The sequence below is a fragment of the Paludisphaera sp. genome, from assembly GCF_037189885.1.
Lineage (GTDB): Bacteria > Planctomycetota > Planctomycetia > Isosphaerales > Isosphaeraceae > Paludisphaera.
Genome location: NZ_JBBCIR010000004.1, coordinates 152,583 through 172,868 on the forward strand (window position 1 = coordinate 152,583; position 20,286 = coordinate 172,868).

Annotated in this window: 18 protein-coding genes and 1 tRNA gene; 9 read left to right on the forward strand and 10 right to left on the reverse strand. The window is 70.5% G+C overall.

The features are described from left to right. Window positions 1-75 precede the first annotated feature (75 nt). Window positions 76-2,016, reverse strand: coding sequence for a tetratricopeptide repeat protein (locus WG209_RS01245; RefSeq protein WP_337173171.1), 1,941 nt, complete (start codon window positions 2,014-2,016; stop codon window positions 76-78). A 228-nt stretch (window positions 2,017-2,244) separates the two neighbouring features. Beyond that, window positions 2,245-2,676 (reverse strand): hypothetical protein, encoded by a 432-nt coding sequence (locus WG209_RS01250; RefSeq protein WP_337173172.1) that lies wholly within the window; start codon window positions 2,674-2,676, stop codon window positions 2,245-2,247. A gap of 209 nt (window positions 2,677-2,885) precedes the next feature. Here WG209_RS01250 and WG209_RS01255 point away from each other — a divergent pair, with 209 nt between their 5' ends. Beyond that, entirely contained in the window at window positions 2,886-4,325 is a 1,440-nt protein-coding gene (locus tag WG209_RS01255) for a sulfatase (protein ID WP_337173173.1), read from the forward strand. Window positions 4,326-4,406: 81 nt separating this feature from the next. Here WG209_RS01255 and WG209_RS01260 read toward each other — a convergent pair whose 3' ends face one another. Together WG209_RS01260 and WG209_RS01265 are read right to left on the reverse strand one after the other, a co-directional pair. Then, window positions 4,407-5,426: a DUF1559 domain-containing protein gene (locus WG209_RS01260; RefSeq protein ID WP_337173174.1), complete on the reverse strand. Its 1,020-nt coding sequence runs from the start codon at window positions 5,424-5,426 to the stop codon at window positions 4,407-4,409. Window positions 5,427-5,475: 49 nt separating this feature from the next. Continuing rightward, window positions 5,476-5,898 carry a hypothetical protein gene (locus WG209_RS01265; protein WP_337173175.1) on the reverse strand — a complete coding sequence of 141 codons (423 nt, stop codon included), beginning with the start codon at window positions 5,896-5,898 and terminating at the stop codon, window positions 5,476-5,478. A gap of 455 nt (window positions 5,899-6,353) precedes the next feature. On the opposite strand from WG209_RS01265, the gene trpS reads away from it, so the two are divergent. The 5 genes from trpS to WG209_RS01290 all read left to right on the forward strand — a co-directional run bounded on the left by trpS (window position 6,354) and on the right by WG209_RS01290 (window position 12,122). After that, on the forward strand, window positions 6,354-7,328 hold the full coding sequence (gene trpS, locus WG209_RS01270) for a tryptophan--tRNA ligase (RefSeq protein WP_337173176.1): 975 nt from the start codon (window positions 6,354-6,356) through the stop codon (window positions 7,326-7,328). 41 nt (window positions 7,329-7,369) lie between these two features. Next, window positions 7,370-7,621 (forward strand): GlsB/YeaQ/YmgE family stress response membrane protein, encoded by a 252-nt coding sequence (locus WG209_RS01275; protein ID WP_337173177.1) that lies wholly within the window; start codon window positions 7,370-7,372, stop codon window positions 7,619-7,621. Between the two features lie 149 nt (window positions 7,622-7,770). Further along, on the forward strand, window positions 7,771-8,331 hold the full coding sequence (locus tag WG209_RS01280; protein ID WP_337173178.1) for a sigma-70 family RNA polymerase sigma factor: 561 nt from the start codon (window positions 7,771-7,773) through the stop codon (window positions 8,329-8,331). Then, a complete protein-coding gene (locus WG209_RS01285; RefSeq protein WP_337173179.1) occupies window positions 8,328-10,955 on the forward strand; it encodes a serine/threonine-protein kinase in 2,628 nt (875 codons plus the stop codon). Before WG209_RS01280 ends, WG209_RS01285 begins: the two co-directional genes overlap by 4 nt. Then, the gene (locus WG209_RS01290) at window positions 10,956-12,122 is read left to right on the forward strand and encodes a hypothetical protein (RefSeq protein WP_337173180.1); all 1,167 of its coding nucleotides are present in this window, start codon (window positions 10,956-10,958) and stop codon (window positions 12,120-12,122) included. A gap of 35 nt (window positions 12,123-12,157) precedes the next feature. On the opposite strand, the gene WG209_RS01295 is transcribed toward WG209_RS01290, so the two are convergent. The 4 genes from WG209_RS01295 to WG209_RS01310 form a co-directional block, all read right to left on the reverse strand. Further along, on the reverse strand, window positions 12,158-12,844 hold the full coding sequence (locus tag WG209_RS01295; RefSeq protein ID WP_337173181.1) for a GDSL-type esterase/lipase family protein: 687 nt from the start codon (window positions 12,842-12,844) through the stop codon (window positions 12,158-12,160). 305 nt (window positions 12,845-13,149) lie between these two features. Then, the gene (locus WG209_RS01300) at window positions 13,150-14,529 is read right to left on the reverse strand and encodes a Gfo/Idh/MocA family oxidoreductase (protein ID WP_337173182.1); all 1,380 of its coding nucleotides are present in this window, start codon (window positions 14,527-14,529) and stop codon (window positions 13,150-13,152) included. Window positions 14,530-14,920: 391 nt separating this feature from the next. Beyond that, on the reverse strand, window positions 14,921-15,121 hold the full coding sequence (locus WG209_RS01305; RefSeq protein WP_337173183.1) for a hypothetical protein: 201 nt from the start codon (window positions 15,119-15,121) through the stop codon (window positions 14,921-14,923). 56 nt (window positions 15,122-15,177) lie between these two features. Then, the gene (locus WG209_RS01310; RefSeq protein WP_337173184.1) at window positions 15,178-16,845 is read right to left on the reverse strand and encodes a protein kinase; all 1,668 of its coding nucleotides are present in this window, start codon (window positions 16,843-16,845) and stop codon (window positions 15,178-15,180) included. A gap of 297 nt (window positions 16,846-17,142) precedes the next feature. Between WG209_RS01310 and WG209_RS01315 the strand changes: the two genes are divergently transcribed. Continuing rightward, on the forward strand, window positions 17,143-17,451 hold the full coding sequence (locus WG209_RS01315; RefSeq protein ID WP_337173185.1) for a hypothetical protein: 309 nt from the start codon (window positions 17,143-17,145) through the stop codon (window positions 17,449-17,451). Window positions 17,452-17,464: 13 nt separating this feature from the next. Here WG209_RS01315 and WG209_RS01320 read toward each other — a convergent pair whose 3' ends face one another. Both WG209_RS01320 and WG209_RS01325 read right to left on the reverse strand, forming a co-directional pair. Beyond that, window positions 17,465-17,824 carry a hypothetical protein gene (locus tag WG209_RS01320; RefSeq protein ID WP_337173186.1) on the reverse strand — a complete coding sequence of 120 codons (360 nt, stop codon included), beginning with the start codon at window positions 17,822-17,824 and terminating at the stop codon, window positions 17,465-17,467. After that, window positions 17,821-19,041, reverse strand: a complete 1,221-nt coding sequence (locus WG209_RS01325; protein WP_337173187.1) for a C45 family peptidase — start codon at window positions 19,039-19,041, stop codon at window positions 17,821-17,823. Before WG209_RS01325 ends, WG209_RS01320 begins: the two co-directional genes overlap by 4 nt. 335 nt (window positions 19,042-19,376) lie before the next feature. On the opposite strand from WG209_RS01325, the gene WG209_RS01330 reads away from it, so the two are divergent. After that, the gene (locus WG209_RS01330) at window positions 19,377-19,853 is read left to right on the forward strand and encodes a hypothetical protein (RefSeq protein WP_337173188.1); all 477 of its coding nucleotides are present in this window, start codon (window positions 19,377-19,379) and stop codon (window positions 19,851-19,853) included. Between the two features lie 101 nt (window positions 19,854-19,954). Further along, window positions 19,955-20,076: transfer RNA gene (locus tag WG209_RS01335), tRNA-Arg, on the forward strand. Window positions 20,077-20,286: the final 210 nt, after the last annotated feature.

Genomic DNA, 20,286 nt, shown 5'->3' on the forward strand with positions numbered 1-20,286 from the left:
GCCTCGTTTCATCGGCGAGGCGGGGGGGGGCCGCCAGCCGGATCGGCCCCGGGATCGCTCCCGGGTGATGGTTAGTCAGGGTTTGCGGGCGATGCGGTCCGCCTCGTCCAGCCTCGCGAGGGTCGCGCGGGCGAGGTCGGCGGCGATCGAGCGGTCGACGGCGTGGTCGCGGACCCAGGTCAGGTGCTCGCGGGCCTCGGCCGACTTGCGCTCGCGAAGGCGGGTGAGCGCGGCGAAGGCGTGGGCCTCCACGCGCTGGACGTCGCCCCCGGCGGCGGCGATCAGGTCGGCCGCGGAGAGGTCGCCGTTGAGGTGGAGCAGGGCGGGGCGGGGCCAGGCGTCCGTCCGGGGAAGCCTCGCCAGCGCCTCCTCCAGGAAGGCGTAGGCGGCCGGCTCGCGCCCCGCGCGGCGTTCGGCCAGGACGCCGAGGATCGCCATGTACGGGGCCGCCGCGTCCCCCCAGCCGGCCAGGTTCAGGAACGCGCGGGCGTCGGTCTCCGCGCCGTCCACGTCGGCGCAGAGGCGCGACCATCCCCGCGCGAGGTACGCGTCGGCCCGGCGCGGGTCGGCGGCGACGGCCCGATCGAACGCCTCGAGGGCGCGGGGCCAGTCGCCGGACGCCTGGAACGATCGGCCCTCGCCCAGGCGCGCGTCGGCCTCGGCGCGGGCGTCGGGCCGCGGCTCGGGGCTTCGGATCGCCATGCGGTCGCGGGTCATCTCGGACAGCACCGCGGGGATGCCGCCCAGCGAGGCGAGCAGCCGCGGGTCGGCCTCCTCCGCGGCGCGGTAGTCCGCCAGCGCCTGCTCGCGGAAGCCGAGCTTCGCGAGGACGTTCCCACGGTTGAGGTGGACCACCGCGTTGCCGGGGGCGAGTTTCACCGCCGCCCCCAGGTCTTCCAGCGACCGTTCGTACTCGCCCAGCATGAACAGGGCCAGGCCGCAGTTCGTCCGCGCCCCGGCGTTCTCCGGTTCGAGGTCGATGGCCCGGTTCAGGTCGGCCACGGCGTCCGCGTATCGCCGCAGGTTGTTGTACGCCGCGCCCCGGTTCTGGTAGGCCCTGGCGCTCTTCGGGTCGATCGCCAGCGCGCGGTCCAGCTCGGCCACCGCCTCCTCGTTGCGGTTCATGCGGACCAGGACGCCGCCGCGATCCTTGAGGTTTTCGGCGTCGTCGGGGCGTATGCGGCCGACCGCCTCGAAGTCCGCCAGCGCCTCCTCGTTCCGGCCCGTCCGCGAGCGGATCGCCCCGCGCAGGCGATAGGCGAACGCGTAGTTCGGGTCCACCGCGATCGCCTGGGAGTAGTCCCGCTCCGCGCGGGCGTCCTCCTTCATGTCCTCCAGGAGCCGGCCGCGACTGGCGTAGGCCCGGGGGAGGTCCGGGCCGAGCCGGACGGCCTCGTCCAGATCCGCCAGCGCGCGGGGGAGGTCGCCGAGCGCCCGGTGGACGTCGCCCCGGCCGATGCGGCTGTTGGGGTCGCTCGGGTCGATGCCGATCGCCTTGTCGTACTCGGCGAGCGCGTCCTCGTGGCGGTTCAGCCGGTGGTGGACCTGGGCGAGCCCGGCATAGGCCGTGGCGTGGGCCTCGCGCGCGGAGTCGCGGCCGTCGCCGCCCAGGCCGCGGGCCCCGTTCAGGGGGATGTCCCACAGGCGGATCGACCGGATGAACGCGGCCTCCGCCTCGTCGAGCCGGCCCAGCATCATGAGCGCGACGCCGCGGTCCGTCCAGGCGGCCGCCCCCATCGGGTCGCGGGCGACGACGCGGTCGAAGTCGGCCAGCGCCTTCGACGGGCGGCCGAGGCGCAGGTAGGCACCGCCGCGCCGGGAGAGGGCCTCGACGTCGTTGGGATGGCGGCCGATGACGGCGTCTAGCCGCTCGACGGCCTCGGCGTACCGCCCGGCGCGCTGGAGCGCCAGCGCTTCGGCCTTCTGGTCGTTCGTGGATCCGGCCCAGCAGGCGGCGACGCCCGCCAGGGCCAGCAGCAGCGCGCAGGCCGCGCGCGGGGCCGTCTTCGCCGTCATGCCGACGACCGTCCTTGGTCAAGGGGCGATGTCATCGATCGTGTCCGTCGTCCTCCTCATCGGCGAGGAGGGCGGGGCGTCGACGGCCGCAACGGCGCGGGAATCCGACCGCCGCTCCGGTCCTCGCGGGCGTGCCGAGGGCGCCGGAATGGGGCGGAAGCGCGAGGAGGAGGCCCCGCGCGGTGATCGGCCCTGGCGCGGGTGGCGCGGGGGGGAGGGGACGGGGGGTTACTCGGTCTCCTCGATCGACCTCACGACGTCCAGGACCCGGTTGGGCAGGCCGGCGTCGCCCAGGTCCGACCACTGGCCCAGCACCAGGACCGTGCGCCTCGGCGTGCGGAAGCAGCGGATCGACGCCGAGTTGGACATGTCGAGCGCCATGAAGTCCAGGTCGTGGCCGGTCGCGGCGTGGTCGTTGATCGTCTCCAGCACGGGGCGGGCGTCAAGCTCCGGATAGTCGTCGCGCATGGCCTGGAGGGCGGCGCCGGCGATCTCCTCCGGGTCGGGCCGCGAGTCGTCGGTCTGGATCACGGCGAAGCCCAGGCCGTCGGGCGCCTGCACCGCGACCGTCCTCACATCCCCCGCGTCGGTCTCCTCCAGCACCCAGTCGGGCGGGTACTCGAACCGGAGCCCTTCGTCCTCGTAAGTCTGGGTCGTCATCGCCACCCTCCCTCGCCGGCGGGGCGCCCGGCCCGAGGCCGATCGCCCGTCCTCCTTCACGCCACGGTCCGACCGCCGATCCTACCGCGCGGAGGCCCCGCCGCCAATCCGCCCCGCGCGGCGTCTTGACCGCTCCGGACGAGGCTCTCTATATTTCGTCGCGTTTCAACGATTGGAATCGAGGGGGACCGGCGACGATGCGTAACCTGATGCGATCCTTGGGGCTGCTGGCGGCGGCGTCCGCCCTGGCGGGGGCGGCGGCGGCCGGGGCGGCGGAGGCCCGCAAGCCGAACGTCGTCTTCATCCTGGCCGACGACCTGGGCTACACGGACCTCGCCTGCCAGGGAAGCCGGTTCTACCGCACCCCGAACGTCGACAGGATGGCCGCCGAGGGCCTGCGATTCACCGACGGCTACTCCTGCGGCCCGAACTGCCAGCCCACCCGCGCGGCGCTCATGAGCGGCCAGTACGGCCCGCGCACCGGCGTCTACACCGTCGGCTCGATCGAACGATTCGCCTGGCGGACCCGGCCGCTGCGACCGGTCGACAACGTCGGCAAGCTCCCCCTGGATATCCGCGCGCTGGGCCAGGCCCTCCGCGACGCCGGCTACGTCACCGGGCACTTCGGCAAGTGGCACCTGGGGCAGGACGAGGCGCATCATCCCCTGAAGCGCGGGTTCGACGAGGCGATCGTCTCGATGGGCAAGCACTTCGACTTCGACACCATCCCCGAGGTCGACCACCCCGAAGGGCAGTACCTCGCCGACTTCCTCACCGACAAGGCCGTCGACTTCATCGCGCGCCACAAGGACCGGCCCTTCTATCTGCAACTGCACCACTACGCCGTCCACGCGCCCCACGAGGCCAAGCCGGAGATGGTCGCGCGGTTCGTCGGGACGAGGCCCGAGGGGGGGCATCACGACCCGACCTACGCCGCGATGATCGCCAGCGTCGACGAGAGCGTCGGCCGGGTGCTCAAGGCCATCGACGACATGGGCCTCGGCGACGACACCCTGGTCATCTTCACCAGCGACAACGGCGGCGTCGGCGGCTACTCCCGCGAGGGGATCAAGGTCGGCAAGGAGATCACCGACAACGCCCCGCTCCGCGGCGGCAAGGGCATGCTGTACGAGGGGGGGATCCGCGTCCCCTACATCTTCCGCTGGACCGGCAAGATCCCCGCCGGCAGGACCAGCGACCGGCCCATCAACAGCGTCGACCTCTACCCGACCCTTCTGGAAGTGGCCGACGGCCGCTCCGAGGGGACGCTGGACGGCTCCAGCTACCTGAGGATCCTGACAAGCGGCGGCGAATGGAAGCCCGATCGCGGGCCCATCTACTGGCACTTCCCCGGCTACCTGGGGGCCTCGAAGGGCCAGTGGCGCGCCACGCCCGCCGGCGCGATCCGCGACGGCGACTGGAAGCTGATCGAGTGGTTCGAGACCGGCAAGGTCGAGCTGTACCACCTCCGCGACGACCCCGGCGAGCGGAACGACCTGGCCGCCGATCAGCCCGGCCGCGCCGTGGAGCTTCGAGCCGCGCTCGTCGCCTGGCGGGAGGCGATCAACGCCCCGATGCCGACCCCGCGCGCGCCCGACCCCGACGCCCCCGCCCGCAAGGCCGGGAAGGGGGGCGACGACGACGAGTGAGTCCGCGAAACGACGCCGGCCCGGCTCGCGCGGGGCGCGGCCGGGCCGGCGGGATTCCTCGGGGCGCGTCGGCCCTTCGGGTCAGTAGGAGTCGGAGCTGACGACCTCGCCCCCCTGGCTGGAGGAGAGGGCCTGGTAGGTCGCGCGGCTGACGGAGTTCTTGATGAACTTGACCGAGCCGTCGCAGAAGCCGACGTTCACGCCGCCGGAGTGCCGGCTCCGCGCGGCGATGATCACCTGGTTGGAGGGGCCGCCGATGCACGGCGGGTTGTTGCTGGCGGGGTAGTTGCAGTAGCCGGCGTCCTGCATCCAGTCGGGCATCGAGGTGTTCGGCGGCAGGAAGCCGGAGAAGTTGGCGGCGTACGCCCAGTGCGAGAACCCGCGCAGGTCATACGTCGCGCCGGAGATCCCGACGAGGACCTCCGACGTCATCATGGTGTTGCTCAGGCCGTCGGTGATCGCCGAGATCCGGACGACGCCGTTGGTCGCCCCCTGGCCGCCCCCCTCCGCGATGTCCGGCAGCGGCGCGCCGACGTCCCCGAACGGGGCGCCCAGGAACCTGTAGACGATGCCGTTGTCGGTCAGGTCCCTCTGCTGCATGGTCGTGTTGCCGAAGTTCACGACGTAGTTCTGCGACGTCACGTTCATCCCGAGGTTGGCGATCCCCGTGGTGCGCGTGTTGTTGCCGTCGCTGGGGCACATGTACGCGTTGACGCGCGTCGAGGTCACGGTGATGTTCGCGGGGCCCGCGTAGCGGAACAGCCCCTCGTGGGCGTAGCTGGCCGCGAGCGCCGCGTTGTTGTTGCCCGAGGAGTTCCACGAGTTGAACAGGGCCTGCTGCTCGACGAACGGCAGGACGGGGATGAGCCACGAGCCCCAGCAGCACCCGCGCATCCCCTGCGGGAAGGCCCCGTTGGAGCTCTCGTAGTTGTGCATGCCGAGGCCGATCTGCTTGAGGTTGTTGACGCACTGCGAGCGGCGAGCGGCCTCGCGCGCCGCCTGGACGGCCGGCAGCAGCAGGGCGATGAGCACGGCGATGATGGCGATGACGACCAGCAGCTCGATCAGCGTGAAGCCCGATCTCCGGCGGGGCGAGCTCATGACGAAAGTCTCCCTGGGACTCGGAACGTGGAAGGGCGGACCCGACGATTCACTTCGTGACGAGCGCGAAGTCGGCCGACGTCGCGCCGCTCGCGGCGACCTCGGCGGTCAATTCGGACGCGGTGTTGTACTTCGCGGGGATCGAATCGGCCTCGCCCTTGGTTCGCCTCGGGGGCGCGCCGGGCGCCGCCTTCTCGGCGGGGGAGGCGACCGTGGGGGCCGATCGGATCGAGACCTTGTACTTCCCGGGAGTCGGGCCGGACGTGGCGTCGATCGAGTAGGCGCCGTCGATGACGACCCCCCCCGCGGGGACCCCGCCGGAGGAGCCTTCCGCCGGCTCGAAGGCGATCACTCCCTTCGCCAGCGGCGTCCCGTCGACCGTGACCCGGCCGCTGACGGCCTTGCGATTCAGCCCGTCCCCGGAGGCGCTCCCGCACCCCGAGACCGGCAGCGACAGCGTCGCGGCGATCACGGTCGAGCACGCGACCGCCCCCCATCGGATGATGCGCGAACGAATGGCTCACCTCCCCGGGGCACGCCGTCCCGACGCGGCGTGCGCGCGGCGTCGCTCGGGCGGGACGGATCGCACCCCGCGCATGCTATGACTCGATGATGGACCGTTGTGAGCACCGACCCCCGCATGACGAGGCGGGAGACGGCCCGGAGCTAAGGAGAGAGGGCCAGGGACCGTGGGTAACTTCCGCGGCCGTGACGCCTTCTTAACTACCGCGCGGACCCGGGGCTGTCAAAGAGATTCGCCGTTTAGTATGTCGGATTGCTGATGAATTCCTTCGGAGATGACGCCGGGATTGGCGGGGCCCGAAAGGGGCGTCTCGCGACCCCTTCGATGGCCGCCTCGCGGCGTTCCTGATAAAGTGACTGGCCACGAGGCCGTGAGCGACGCGGCCCGAGGTCGAGGAGGGGACGATGAGGATTCTGTCGGGGATTCAGCCTTCGGGCGCGCTGCACATCGGCAACTATCTGGGGGCGATCCGCCAGTACGTCGCGCTCCAGGAGGGGAACGACGCGTACTACTTCGTCGCGGACTTCCACGCGCTGACGAGCGTCCGCGACGCGGCGACGTTGCGCAAGTATGTGTCGGACGTGCTGATCGACCTGCTCTCGCTGGGGCTGGACCCGGACCGCGCGGTGCTGTTCGTCCAGTCGGACGTGCCGGAGGTGGCCGAGCTGACCTGGCTCCTCACGTCGGTCACGCCGATGGGGTGGCTGGAGAAGTGCGTCAGCTACAAGGACAAGGTGCAGCAGGGCCTGCCGGCCGAGCACGGCCTGTTCGCCTACCCGGTCCTCCAGGCGGCCGACATCCTGCTATACGACGCCGAGCTGGTCCCGGTGGGGCAGGACCAGAAGCAGCACCTGGAGATTACCCGCGACGTGGCCGAGCGCTTCAACCACGTCTACGGCGGCAAGAAGAAGGAGGTCTTCCGCCTCCCCAAGCCTTACATCCTGGACTCCGTCGCCGTCGTCCCGGGGCTCGACGGGCGGAAGATGTCCAAGAGCTACGGCAACACGATCGAGATCTTCGACGAGCCGGCCGTCATCCGGAAGAAGGTCAAGAAGTTCGTGACCGACAGCACCCCCGTCGAGGCCCCCAAGGACCCCGACGCCGACCCGCTGTTCGGCCTGTTCAAGCTGTTCGCGAAGGAGGCCGACCGCGACGAGGTCGAGCGGCGATATCGCGAGGGGGGCATCGGCTACGGCGAGGTCAAGACCCGCCTGGGCGAGGCGCTGATCGAGACCTTCGCCGAGGCGCGCGAACGCCGCGCCGAATGGGTCGCGCGCCCCGAGCGGGTGGCCGCCGTCCGCGCCGCCGGCGCCGAGAAGGCCCGCGCCACCGCCCGCGAGGTCCTCGAACGCGCCCGCGCCGCCTGCGGCCTGGGCTGACCCGGCCGCCTTCCCATCAACCCACCCAACGGGAGCGTCCCATGCTGTTCTCGCTGATCTGGTTCCTGCTCATCGGGCTGGTCGCCGGCTGGCTCGCCGGCCAGATCACCCGGGGCCGCGACTTCGGCGCGGTCAACAACATGATCGTCGGCGCGCTGGGGGCGCTCGTGGGGGGCTTCCTCTTCCGCCTCGTCGGCTTCGGCGCGACGAACGTCATCGGCAGCATCATCACGGCGACCGTCGGCGCGGTCGTCGTCCTCTACCTGATGAACCGCTTCGGCCGGAAGCTCTAGCCCGGCCGCCCCCCGCGTCGCGGATCCACGCCTCGCCGCGTCCCGGGCCGCCCTCCCGGCGACCGTCGCGAGGAGTCCGCGCGGTTTCTCGGGAAATTCCTGGTTCGTCCCGTCGCGGACGTCGTTCCTATGCCTTGGGAGGGCGTTCGATGACGCGACGAGGCGAGACGCTGGAGCCATATCGGAAATACCTGCGGATCCTGGCCGAGTTGCACATGGACCGGCGGTTGCGCGGGAAGCTGGACCCTTCCGACGTGGTCCAGCAGACGATGGCGCGCGCCTACCCGTCCCTGGAGGGCCTGGAGCCCGGGACTTCCATGCGCCTGGCCGCCTGGCTCCGGACGATCCTCGCGAGCGTCCTGGCCGACGCGGCCCGGTATTACCGCCGCGACAGGCGTGACGTCGGCCTGGAGCGGTCGATCCACGAGCAGCTGGACCGCTCGGCCTCGCGGTTCGCCGCCTGGCTGGCCGACGGCGGCACCTCGCCCAGCGGCCGGGCCGAGCGCGACGAGGAGCTGCTCCGCGTCGTCGAGGCCCTCGCGGTCCTCCCCCCCGCGATGCGCGAGGCCGTCGTCCTGAAGCACTGCCAGTGGCTGTCGCTGAAGGAGATCGCCGCTCGCATGGGCAAGACCGTCCCCGCCGTGGCGTCGTTGCTGAGGCGTGGGCTGGAGCGGTTGCGCGAACGACTGGACGCGGAGGATCGATCATGACGACGCCGGACGACTCGACGCGCGACATCTCGGCGATCGACGGGCTGATCGCCGCCTACATGGAGGCCGCCGACTCCGGTGCCCCGCCCGACCGCGAGGCGTGGATCGCGTCCCATCCCGCGCACGCGGATCGGCTCCGGGCGTTCTTCGCCGACCTCGATCGGATGGACGCGGTCGCCTCCCCCCTCCGTATCGAGGCCGACGCCACCGTCGCCGAGCCGACCGATCCGGTCCCGGCGACGGTCCGCTACTTCGGCGACTACGAGCTGCTGGGCGAGATCGCGAGGGGCGGGATGGGGGTGGTCTACCTCGCCCGCCAGACGAGCCTGAATCGGACGGTGGCCCTCAAGATGATCCTGTCGGGGGCGCTGGCGACCCCGCGCGTCGTCCAGCGGTTCCGAGTCGAGTCCGAGGCCGCGGCCAACCTCGACCACCCCGGCATCGTGCCGATCCACGAGGTCGGCGAGCACGACGGCCGGCAGTATTTCACGATGAAGCTGGTCGACGGGCCGTCGCTCGACCGGCGGGAGCGGGGGACGATCCGCGAGGAGGTCGAGGGCCTGCTCCAAGTCGCCCGGGCGATCGAGCACGCGCACCGCCGCGGGGTGTTGCATCGCGACCTGAAGCCGTCGAACGTCCTGGTCGATCCCGACGGGACGCGGCTGGTGACGGACTTCGGCCTGGCGAAGCGGCTGTCCGAAGGGGGGGCCGACCTGACCGAGACCGGGCAACTCCTGGGCACCCCGCGATACATGGCCCCCGAGCAGGCCGAGGGGCGTCGCGACCTGACCACGGCCGTCGACGTCCACGCCCTGGGGCTGCTCCTCCATGAGCGGATCACCGGCCGGCCGGCCTTCCCGGGCGACAACGTGGCGCAAATCCTCCTGGATGTCCGAACCCGGCGGCCGCCCCGGCCCTCGTCGCTCGACTCCCGGGTGGGTCGCGACCTGGACGTGATCGCGGCGAAATGCCTGGAGAAGGATCCGGGCCGCCGCTACGCCTCGGCGGAGGCCCTGGCCGAGGACCTGGAGAACTGGCTGGCCGGCCGCCCGATCAACGCCCGCGCCGTCGGCCCGATCGGCCGCGCCTGGCGCTGGGGCCGGCGCAACCCGGCCGTCGCCTCCCTGCTCGTCGCGCTCGCCGGCTCGCTCGTCGTCGGCTCGGCCGTCGCCCTGGCCCTCGCCCTCCGCGTCGAAGCCCGCGCCGGCGAGGCCCTCGTCGCCGCGACCCGGTCGCAGATCCTCGCCATCCAGGCCGATTCCGATCGGATCGCGGAGTTGGAGGACAATACTTCTAGGGCTACCGCCCTCCTGCGTTACGCCGACGCCTTCGACCTGGCCGATCGACACGCGGGAACCGCCGACTTGCGGCGTTTCGTCGCCTCGGAGATGGCCTTGTTGGCCCAGGACAACCATAGGCTCCTCCCGGCCCTCGAAGGATTGGAGAGGCTGGTCACCACGGGGGTCAAGTATAGCGACGACGGCCGCGTCGCCGCCGCTTCAGGAACCGACGGCGTGGTGCGCTTGTGGGACAACCTCTCCGGTCGGCTTATGGCTTCGATCCCGTGCGGTGAACCCGGCGACCTCATCCTCAGCCCCGATGGCTCCTCTCTCCTGACGACCGCCACGTCGATTCGCAATCGGGGCAAGAAGGACTTCGGCCGTGCCTGGAGCGGCCCGGGCAGTCCGGGCTGGGAAGGTCGCCTCATCGACGAGGCACCCACGACGCTCCGACGAATCCCCTCCGGCGAGATCCTCCAGTCCTGGCCCCAGTACCCGAGCCTGGACTGGGTCAAGTTCGGCCCCGATTCGCGCCGGCTGGCCGGTTACGTCGAGCGGAATGGGGCGGCGAAATCGGACGAGCGTCGTTGGGACGGCGTCCTCCTCGATCTTGAGACGGGGCGCGAGCTGCAACGGATCGAGAACTGCAAATTGGATTGGATCGAATTCACCCCCGCCGGCCGACTCGTCCTCATCGCGGTAGAGTCGGATGGGGGGGAGGCGATCCGCGTGATCGACAGTGTCGATGGGGCCGAGCGATTCACGATTCCTGGGCCGATCTCGAAGTACGGCCACCGATTAGAGCGTGACAGGCGGCCCGTGTTGAGTCGATCGGGCGAGGAACTCGCAATCTTCCGCGGGGATGATCGGGTGGAGTTCTTGTCGGCACGCGACGGACGGATCCTGCCAGGGCATCTCCAACTCCCCGAGCGATCGGATTACACCGGCCTGGAGTACGGTCCGGGGGATCGATATCTGATCCTCACTTCGCATGAGCATGCGGGTGGATGGCGAATGGGCGTCTATGCTCGGGCGGACGGAGCGTGGATGGTCGGGGATAGTTTCGAGAAGCCCTTGTTCCGCGCGGGGAATTCGCGGTACGTCGCGAGTTGGGATGGGAGCCTGTTCGACCTGGAAACGGGCGTGATGGACCCAGGAGCCCGAGTGGGCCGATTCCATCCGCGGCTGCGCGACGTCGCAAGCGACGGACGTTTCCTCTGTGGCGTGCAGATTCCCGGATCTATGGGGGCATGGGATCTGTCGGTCGAACTGCCTCACACGCGGACGTCGATTGTTGGGCGTGTCACGGATTGCCCGGGCGGTTTCCTGGTTGATAGTGGATAGTTGGATGAGTGGCGCTTCCTCCCGGCCGCCGAGATCTCCGACGATCCCGAAGTCGCCCGCCTCTGGGCCGAGGTCCTCTCCGCCGCCGAGTTGGGGACGGGCTCGATCATGGAGGCGCTCGCGGAGGAGGAGTGGCAAGAGCGCCGTCGCCGACTGCTGGACAGGCTCAAGCCGTCCGATTCTCCTCTCCTCTGGACCGTGGCGAGGGATGAATCGACCTGGCTTCGCGTCCAGCTCGAAGAGTACTATCACAACAGTTTCCACCTCATAAGCCCGGATGAACGGGAAAGGCTCGTGGGGCTGCTGTCGCGGCTCTGCGCCACGAGTCCGACCATCGACGGGTACGAACGATTGGCCGAGTGGCATTTCATCGGGGGCCATCGTGAAGAGGCGGCCGAAGCCTATCTCTCGGCTCGCCGGATCGCCGGAGGCGAATGGTACTGGCGGTTCTTCCCCGGTCACGTCGTCGACGGGGCGACGGAGGAGTTGCTTTATCTGGTGGGCGACCGAGAGGCGAGGCTCCGCGCCTATCCTCCGGAAGTCGCCGAGGTGCTCGGCCATCGGCTCAGGAATCTCGAAGCCGACCCCGATACCGAGAGCCATCTCCTGGAACGGGCGGTCCGGCGGCGAGACTTGCCGACCGACGCCTACGAACGAGCCGCCCGTCGCTGGTCCGCCAACGAGCGCATCTATCCGCCGTTTCCGGGCTCGGAAAAAGACCGGTCGGTGACATCCGCCTGGGCCCTCTTACGGGTCGGGAAGGACCAGGAAGCGCTCGACCGACTCGTCGCCTCGGAGGCCTGGAGACGCAGTCCCGACCTCGCGGCGCCGCTGGATGTTGAGGTCGACTCCCAGATCGAGAAGTGGAACCGCGATATGGTGAAGGCCCTCACTGAGATGCGGGACAGTGATTTCGCGAAGGCCCGACTGGATCTGCTCAGCGTGATGGCGATGGCCGAGTTCCGGCTCGGGCGTCTCCGGGAGGCGCGGGCTCGCCTCGACCTCGCACGGCGGCACAGGGATTTTCTCGTACAGATCGATTCCCGAATGCGTGAGACCAGACCCAGCTCGCCGCGCGACGATGCGATCGAAATCGAGAGCTTCCTGGAGGCCGAGCGGCTGATCGGCCCGCCCGAGCTCCCCGACGACCCGTTCGCCCCGGAGTAAGCCCCACGACCTGGCGTCGGCCGTGGGGCTTCGGCTCACTTCTTGAGGTACGGCCGGACGATCTCCGCGAGGAGCTTGTAGCCCTCGGGGGAGAAGTGGAGTTGGTCCTCGACGAACAGCTCGGGGCGGGGGAGGTCGTCCTCGCCCAGCACGAACGAGGCGGTGTCGATGTAGCCGACGCGCGGCATCTCCAGCGCCTGCTCCCGGATCAGGCGGTTCATCTCCATGAGCTTGTCGGTCTGGCCCCAGCGCGCGAGGGAGGGGTTCCAGCCCATGAACAGAATCTCCGTCTCGGGCAGCTTCGAGTGGATCAGGCGGACGAACTCCGCGAAGTCGTCGGCGACCTCGCGGGGGAGCCGGCCGTCGTTGATGTCGTTGCCGCCGGCCCGGATGATGACCTGCTTCGGCTCGTGCGGGAAGATGAGCCGGTCGGCGAAGTAGCTGGAGTCGATCAGCTGCGACCCGCCGAAGCCCCGGTTGATCACCTTGTGGTCGGGGTAGTCCTCGGCGAGCGTCTTCCAGAGCCGGATGCCCGACGAGCCGATGAAGACGATCCCCCCCTTCGGCGGGGGGGACTCGCGGTCGGCCGCCTCCATCGCCGCGATGTCCGGCTCCCATCGCGCGTAGTCGTGCGTCGGCGCCTGCCACGCGAGCAGGCTCGACGACGCGGCGACGGACAGGAAACCGAACAGGACGATCGCGACGGCGTGGCGGGATTTCATGGTTGGCGCCTCGGGATTCATTCGGGCGCGCCGACCGCCTAGGCCGGCGCGATCATGGTGCGTCCTTTGGTGAATCCTAACGGCCTTCCCCCCTGGAGGGGGAAGGTGGCCCGGAGGGCCGGATGAGGGGGGGACGAGCGAGACAGACACTGGCGTTCCCAGGGGCCTTCCGGGGCCGTCGGCCTGGGCCGGGTTCCGAATCCCAAAGCTCGGCGGGCAAGCTCCCCCTCATCTGACTCCTTCGGAGTCTGTCTTCCCCCTCCAGGGGGGAAGATCGTTTCCCCAGACTCCGGCCCATCGGCCCGTCAGATCTCCCAGCCCGAGCGGTACGTCCCCTTCACGAGGGCGTCGGCGGCGGGGCTGTTGGTGACGCGGCCGGCCTCGCCGTCGTACTCGATCGCCTCGCCGGTCCGCATGGCGATGTTGCCCAGGAGGATGGCCTCGGTCTGGACGGCGGCGTAGTCGAAGTTCGAGTACGCGATCTCCGGCTTGCCGGCGCGGATGGCCTGGAACCATTCCAGCTTGTGGTTGTCGTCGTTGTCCCGGCCCCCCTGGATGCGGGGGATGGTGTGGGCGGGGAGCTTGAAGTCGCGGAACTTCTCCCGCGGCCAGAGGACATGGCCCCGGTCCTCGCCCCCCGAGGAGGCGATCGTCCCCTCGGTCCCGATGCAGAGCCAGCCGTTGGCCGCGGGCTGGAAGCCGGGGGCGAAGAGGTCGGCGGGGGGGCGGTTCGGCGCGCCGTCCTTCGCCCCCTCGTACCAGGTCAGCCGCGTCGGCGGCAGGTTCCCGCGCGAGGGGAATTCGAAGACGACGGTGGCCCACGCGGGGAAGGTCTCGGGGTTGATCTCGCCGTTGTTGGACGACACGCGCGTCGGCAGGCCCAGCTTCAGGCCGTGGAACGGGACGTTGGTGTTGTGGCATCCCATGTCGCCCAGGACGCCCGTGCCGAAGTCCCACCACCCGCGCCAGAGCATCGGCGTGTAGACCGGGGCGTAGGGGCGTTCGGGGGCTCCGGCGAGGAAGAGATCCCAATGCAGGCGCGAAGGGATCTCGAACGTCCCCTCGGGGCGGGCGACCACGTCGGGGGCCTGCCTCCAGAACTCGCGGGGGCGGTCGGTCCAGACGTGGACCTCGGCCACGTCGCCCAGGACGCCCGACTCCAGGATCTCGACGCTCGTGCGCAGGGCGTCGGTGGCCGAGCCCTGGTTGCCCATCTGGGTGCAGACGCCGTGCTCGCGCGCGGCCTCGCGCATCAGCCGGGCCTCGCGGACGGTGTGGGTCAGGGGCTTCTGGCAGTAGACGTGCTTGCCCATCCGCATCGCGGCGAGCGACTGCTGGGCGTGGGCGTGGTCGGCCGTCGAGACCGTCACGGCGTCGATCTTGTCGCCCATCTCGGCCAGCAGCTCGCGGAAGTCGTGGAACGTCCGCGCCTCCTTGAACCGCCCGGCCTTGGCCTTCAGCGTGTCGTCGTCGACGTCGCAGAGCGCGACGACGCGGCCGTGGTTGCCGGCGTGGTCGGTGTCGCTGCTCCCCTTGCCGCCGACGCCGATGCATCCCACCTGGATGACGTCGTTGGGCCCCACGCCCGCCGCCCGGCCGTTGCGGCCCTGGCAAAAGATCCCGAAGCCCGCGAGCGAGGCCCCATAAAGGAACGCGCGACGATCCATGGTCGGCAGGGTCGACATCGTGGAGTCTCCGTGTGAGGGGCGTCGGGTGGGGCCGCCCCGGCTCACATCGGCGTGGGGGGGCGACGTCGGGCCCAGCATAGCGCGCCCCAAAGCGTGACGCCAACGAAATCGCCGGCCCGTCGCCGGCGCTTCACGGGCACCCGACGAGCCGGTCGTGCTCGGCGCGCGAGCCGATCCTGAACCAGGCGAGGTCGTCGTCCCGCCGGACGGCCAAGGCCCGATAGCGGAGATTTCACGCGAGCCGACCAGGAGCGGCCCACCGCCCGGAAATGAGGCGAAGGACGCCTCGGATCGACTTGAAGGAGCGCGAAGCAGGAATCGGCGAGGTCCCGCATAGTCGACGGGCACTGGCCTCGCGGGGATCAGAAGCGGGGTCGGACGCGAGGCTTCACAGGTCCGCGCATCGCCCCTCGTCCAGGTTTCGAAGCGCCTCTTCCGCGGTGCCGTCGAGCCGCCTCGGCTGGACATCCGCCTCGAAGTCCCGGGCCCGCGCCTCGTTGTCGAACGCGGCGAACCAGGCGCGAAACTCAGCCAGTTGCTCCGGGGGCAAACTCGTAATCGCTCGTTCGATCTCCTCGATCGTGCTCATCGCGAGGATCCTCATGCGCGGCGTTACGGCGAGAGTCGGCGGGGCGGCGAGTCCGTTCAGCCGGTCGGCGTCAGGGACGCCAGCGCCTCCTGGACTTCCTTGAGCTTCACCGGCTTGGTGAGGACGGCGAGGCCGTCGGCGGGGGGGAGCTTCGCGCGGAGGGCCTCCTGACGCGGGCCGAGGAGGACCAGGACGCGGAACGGGACCGCGTCTTCCTCGGCCTTCTTGCGCATGTCGGCCAGGTGGTCCAGGGCGTCGGGCTCCTGGCCGTCGAGGTCGAACAGGACGACGTCGGCGGGGCCGTCGCGGAAGCGTTCGGCGGCGCGTTCGGCGTCGGCGATCAGGAAGACGCGGTAGCCCCGCTTCGAAAGATTCTTGCGCAAGGCGTCCTGGATTTCGGGCTGGGACTCGACGCAGAGGAGCGTGGGGCGGGCCGCCTCGCGCGGCTCGACGGGCCCGGCCGCGCGCGTCGGCGCGGGCGCGGGGGGCGTCGCGGCCTCGTCCGGCGTCAGGCCCAGGAGCGAGGCGAGGTCGGAGGCGTTTTCGGGGCTTGTCTCGAACGTCGCCAGGTCGAGGTCGGTGGGGTCCGTCACGGCGGGCTCGGCGGCCGCCGGCGGGGGGGCGTCCGGGTCGTTGGAGAGGAACGGGTTGCGGAAGATGGCGCTCTCCAGTTCCGGGTCGAGGGCCATCTCGCCGTCGGAGCCGGGCTCGGAATCGGAGCGGCCGTCGCGGTGGGCTTCCAGGTCGGCGACGACCTCGGCCATGGACGCGTATCGCTCCTTGAGGTCCATCTTCATCATCTTCTCGACGACGCGGGCGAGCTTCGGGGCGGGGGCGCGGGGGTGCTCGGAGATGGGTCGGATGCCGCCGAACGACCGCTTGAGCATCTTCTTGAGCGGGTCCTTGCTCTCGGAGTCTTCCAGCGGCACCTGGCCGGTGAGCATGTAATAGAAGACGCACCCGAGGAAGAATATGTCCGACCGCGCGTCCCCCTTGGGGCTGCCGCACGAGCGCTCCAGCGCCGAGTAATCGACGGTGCGCTGGGACTTCATCCCCTGGCCGTCCTCGGTCGCGATGTCGGCCAGGCCGAAGTCGACGAGCTTGGCGACGCCCGAGTTGGAGATCAGGATGTTGGTCGCCTTGATGTCGCGATGGGCCACGCCGCAATCGTGCGAGTACTTCAGCCCCTCGGCCAGGCCGATCATCAGCGGCAGGGCCTCGTCGCCGTCGAGCCGGCCGCGCAGGCGGAGGAATTCGCGGAGGTTCATCCCCTCGACGTATTCCATCGCCATGAAGTGCTTGTCGTCGCGCCGGCCGAAGTCCAGGATGCGCACGATGTTGTCGTGCCGGAGCTTCATGCCGGCCTCGGCCTCCTTGTGGAAGGAGGCGACGGCGACGGGGTCGGACGCGAACCGCTGCCGCAAAACCTTGATCGCCACCGGCTCGCCGGTCCCCGACCGCTCGCCCCGGTAGACCCGGGCGAACGTCCCCTCGGCCAGGTGGAACAGCGCGCGATAGGGGCCGAAGAAGAAGTTGTCGGAGTCCCCCTTCTTCAGGCGCTCCACCTGCCAGCTAGTGATCCAACCCTTGCGCAGGCAGGCGCGGACGATGGCCTCGGGCGAGCCGTCCTCGGCGTCGGCCCGGGCCTCGCGGTACTGGTCGCGGGAGATCAGGCCGATGAGGGCCAGTTGCTCCACGAGCGATTCGGCGTCGATATCCGGCATGGTCGTGTCCTGGCCGGGCGCGTGGGTTCGGCCCCGGGGCCCCGGCGGGCCCCGACGAAGCGCCAATCCTATCATAACGCCCGCGCCCAGGCGGCGTGACGCCTCGCCCCGCGGCGTGGGATTTTCGCGTCGGCGCGTCCCCATCCGTGATCGCGGCGTCTTATATTCACCCACGAGCGGTCGGCGGGTTGCACCGCGCCGGGCCCGCGGCAACACCATGAAGAGGAGCACACCATGTTGGAAGCATCAGGAAGAGCGCGGACCATCCCGATCGCGGACCCGGCCAGGACCCCCCTCATGGCGAAGGTGAAGCCGACCGACCTCCCGCAGCCCTCCCCGCCGGTCGAGCCCGCCGAGTGGCTGAACCGCCGCGCCACCGAGAAGGCGACCCGCGCCGCGATGGCCCGCCAGGCCAGCGGCCGGCGCCGGTTCGTCGACCCGACGACCTGCGAGCGCGACTACAGCGACGCCGAGATGGAGTTCATGATGGCCATGAACGACTACAAGAAGCGCAGCGGCCGGATGTTCCCCACCTGGAGCGAGGTGCTGGAAGTCCTCAAGAGCCTGGGCTACGAGAAGCCCGAGACCGAAGGCCTGATGGACTGACGCCCCGCGATCATCACGCCTCGGGGTCGGGCTCGGGGTCGGACGCGGCGAGGCGCCCCAACATCCGTCCCCACTTGCGCGGGACGCGGGGGCGGCCGAACTCCGGCATCCGGGGCTCGAACTGGTTCCAGGTCAGGACGGTCAGGCACGAGCCGTCCTGGAGGATCGCGACCAGGACGCGGCCCCGATGCAGCGCCAGCGCCGCGACGGCGCCGTTGGCCGGGTTGCGGCCCAGCCGTCGCGTGCGCGCCAGCGCCGCCCGGAGGAGGGGCTCGGCCTGGCCCGGGTCGACGCCGAACCGCTCGACGAACCGCTCGAGCGCGTGGCGAGAGAGCCGGGCCGAGCCGTAGTCGCGCTGGCCCTTCGGGGTCATCGCGCCGCGGCGGGCTCGCCGGCCCGCGCCGAGCGGGGGGGAGAGTCCAGGCTCGGCGCCGACGGGTCGGGGCGGCCGGCCAGCAGCGCGCCCAGGTCGAAGGCGTGATACGGCTGCTCGGCGGCCGGGTTCCCCTGCTTGTCGGCGTTGGCGACCCAGAAGCGGCCGGTGTCGGTCTCGAACAGGACGTTGTGCAGGTTCGACTTCATCGCGACCGGCCGGTCCATCAGCCTGATGGCCGACTCGGCCTCGAAGCCGCCGGCCCCTTCCTTCACGCGCCGGACCAGCTCCGCGTATCGGTCGCCGACCGAGAGGACGACGGCGTCGGGGATGGCCTCGGGGAGCTTGGGATGCGCCTCGCCCATGGCGACGACGCTGAACACGTCCGCCGACGCCTCCATGCCGACCGCGCGGCCGGTCTCGCCGTCGGCGATGACGAAGTAGTATTCGCAGGTGCGGGGGTTGTCCCGGAAGACGGCCACGGCCTCGTCGAGCGACTTCGCGTCCTCCAGCGCCATGCGCATGAGGAACGCCATCGGCACGCCGTCCCAGCGGCCCAGGCCCTTGCCCCCCATCTCGCCGATGGAGATCTTCTCGGCGTTCATGCCCGTGACCGAGCCGACGAACCCGGCGTAGGTGACGTTCACGAACGGCGAGCGGCCTTCCGGCTCGGCGACGGTCAGGATCGCGTGCTCCTGGAGCCGCCAGTCGCAGCCGTAGTCCAGGACGCGGCCGTGATAGACGCGGCCGTCCTTGGTGGTCGAGCGACCCAGTGCGAAGCCGGAGCAATGGAATAGCTCGGGGATGAAGTTGGCGATGACGATGTCCTGGACGTCCATCCCCGCGCCGTCGGCGACCCCTTGCATCTCCTCGAAGAACCGATCGGGGACGAACTTCCTCTGCCGCGCGGCGATCCCGGCGATGACCCGCTTGGGGTCCAGCAGGTTCAGCCCGGCGACGTCGATCTTCAGCTCCTTGCCCTTCACCTCGAACAGGTAATGGACATTCTCGCGGATCGAGTCGCGGAGCAGGGCGCCCTGCTGGAAGCCCATCTCGTAGGGCGTCCCCTTGACGTGCAGCACGCGGTAGCCGTCCACCTCCTCCAGGAAGCCCTCGCCGCAGCGGGCGATGGTCTTCGTCTCCGCCCTCGCCGCGACGGCGGCCGCGAGCAGGGCGAGGCAGGCCAGGGCGGCTCGGAACGATCCTCGGGCCGGCATTGCGGGCGTCCTTTCGTGCGGGAGGAGGGGCGACGAGTCGACGCGGGACGGACGACCCGACTCTACCCCACCCGCCGGCCCGCTCCAACACGGTTTCCTCGCGATGGCTCCGCTGGCGATCGCCGGCGCGGGGGCGCTGGCCCCGGGGCTGGCGAGAGTTGACTCCAGACGCCACGCCGAGGGGCTTGCGCGGCCGCGGTTCTCACACGATTCCTCGATCGTCGTCACGGACGTCTTCGCTCCGCCGGCGACGGGCGTGATCCGCTTCCGTAGCCTTGAAAGTCGGCGGCTAACATGGTTAGGGAGTAGGGGGCCGGGGTCGGGAGGGGCGGGCCGTGAATCCACCGTGCTGTCGGCTGTGCGGCCGCGACTTCCATGGCGAATGGTTTCACTCCCAGGGTGGTGGCGAGCTAGTGCGTTTCCGCGACTACCGGCCGTTGGGCGAGGGGTTGGTCGGCCATCCTCCGGGGCTGGAGTGGTTCTGCCGAGAGCACGCCCCGGCGGCGCTCCGCCTGACGGAGCGGGATTCGTCCTCGGCGTTGGCGATCCTGCGCGAGCGCTTCGGGCCGTGCCCGCGGCCGGGAGAGCCGGGCAACGAGCCCGATCCGTCGCTCTGGGTCACGGCGGTCGGTCCGAATCCGGCTCGGGTCTTCTCCATCGTCCATCGGGCGTCGAACGATCGCGCCGCCGACGTCTTGACCATGCTCCGATCCGCGCCGTTCGAGGTGGCCCGAGGCTGGCCCCATTCGTTCGAGAGCCTGCGCGCGGCCCTGGTCGACGCTGGGGCGACGGTGGAGGTCCGCTACGAGTGACCGATCGCGAGGCCCCCCGGGCGGCGGTCCCGGGACCGGTCGAATTCTCGCGTGCGAATATCGCGAACCCTCCCCGTCGCCCCGTGTCTCTCAGTGGCAAGGGCGGGGTAGCTCAGACGGATAGAGCACGCGGGTCGCCAACTTCTTGCCCGGCGACGGGCCGGCCGGACGATCCTTATCACTACGGATGACGTGGTCGTGGGTTCGAGTCCCACCCCCGCCTTTCGGCGAGCCGGAGCAGCAGGGTTATCGATTAAGAACTCGAGTCCATCCCTGTCGCGTCCCCTTGTTCGCCGAGCTTTCGACGCCCGGGGCCGTCCCGGCGCGATCCCGATGACGGATCGCGTCCGGGGCTGCGTCCGATTCGCTTTCCCTTGACCGGCCATCCCCGGCCGGGCCGTCGCGGATCGGTTATCTGGTTTCAGCGGGTTCG

Bases quoted from the DNA above. Each gene is read 5' to 3' on its own strand.
- WG209_RS01315 (WP_337173185.1), top strand. From the start codon at position 17,143: ATGGCGAAGGTGAAGCCGACCGACCTCCCGCAGCCCTCCCCGCCGGTC.
- WG209_RS01280 (WP_337173178.1), top strand. From the start codon at position 7,771: ATGACGCGACGAGGCGAGACGCTGGAGCCATATCGGAAATACCTGCGG.
- trpS (WP_337173176.1), top strand. From the start codon at position 6,354: ATGAGGATTCTGTCGGGGATTCAGCCTTCGGGCGCGCTGCACATCGGC.
- WG209_RS01300 (WP_337173182.1), bottom strand. From the start codon at position 14,529: ATGTCGACCCTGCCGACCATGGATCGTCGCGCGTTCCTTTATGGGGCC.
- WG209_RS01320 (WP_337173186.1), bottom strand. From the start codon at position 17,824: ATGACCCCGAAGGGCCAGCGCGACTACGGCTCGGCCCGGCTCTCTCGC.
- WG209_RS01245 (WP_337173171.1), bottom strand. From the start codon at position 2,016: ATGACGGCGAAGACGGCCCCGCGCGCGGCCTGCGCGCTGCTGCTGGCC.
- WG209_RS01285 (WP_337173179.1), top strand. From the start codon at position 8,328: ATGACGACGCCGGACGACTCGACGCGCGACATCTCGGCGATCGACGGG.
- WG209_RS01310 (WP_337173184.1), bottom strand. From the start codon at position 16,845: ATGCCGGATATCGACGCCGAATCGCTCGTGGAGCAACTGGCCCTCATC.
- WG209_RS01255 (WP_337173173.1), top strand. From the start codon at position 2,886: ATGCGATCCTTGGGGCTGCTGGCGGCGGCGTCCGCCCTGGCGGGGGCG.
- WG209_RS01275 (WP_337173177.1), top strand. From the start codon at position 7,370: ATGCTGTTCTCGCTGATCTGGTTCCTGCTCATCGGGCTGGTCGCCGGC.
- WG209_RS01250 (WP_337173172.1), bottom strand. From the start codon at position 2,676: ATGACGACCCAGACTTACGAGGACGAAGGGCTCCGGTTCGAGTACCCG.
- WG209_RS01305 (WP_337173183.1), bottom strand. From the start codon at position 15,121: ATGAGCACGATCGAGGAGATCGAACGAGCGATTACGAGTTTGCCCCCG.
- WG209_RS01295 (WP_337173181.1), bottom strand. From the start codon at position 12,844: ATGAAATCCCGCCACGCCGTCGCGATCGTCCTGTTCGGTTTCCTGTCC.
- WG209_RS01260 (WP_337173174.1), bottom strand. From the start codon at position 5,426: ATGAGCTCGCCCCGCCGGAGATCGGGCTTCACGCTGATCGAGCTGCTG.
- WG209_RS01325 (WP_337173187.1), bottom strand. From the start codon at position 19,041: ATGCCGGCCCGAGGATCGTTCCGAGCCGCCCTGGCCTGCCTCGCCCTG.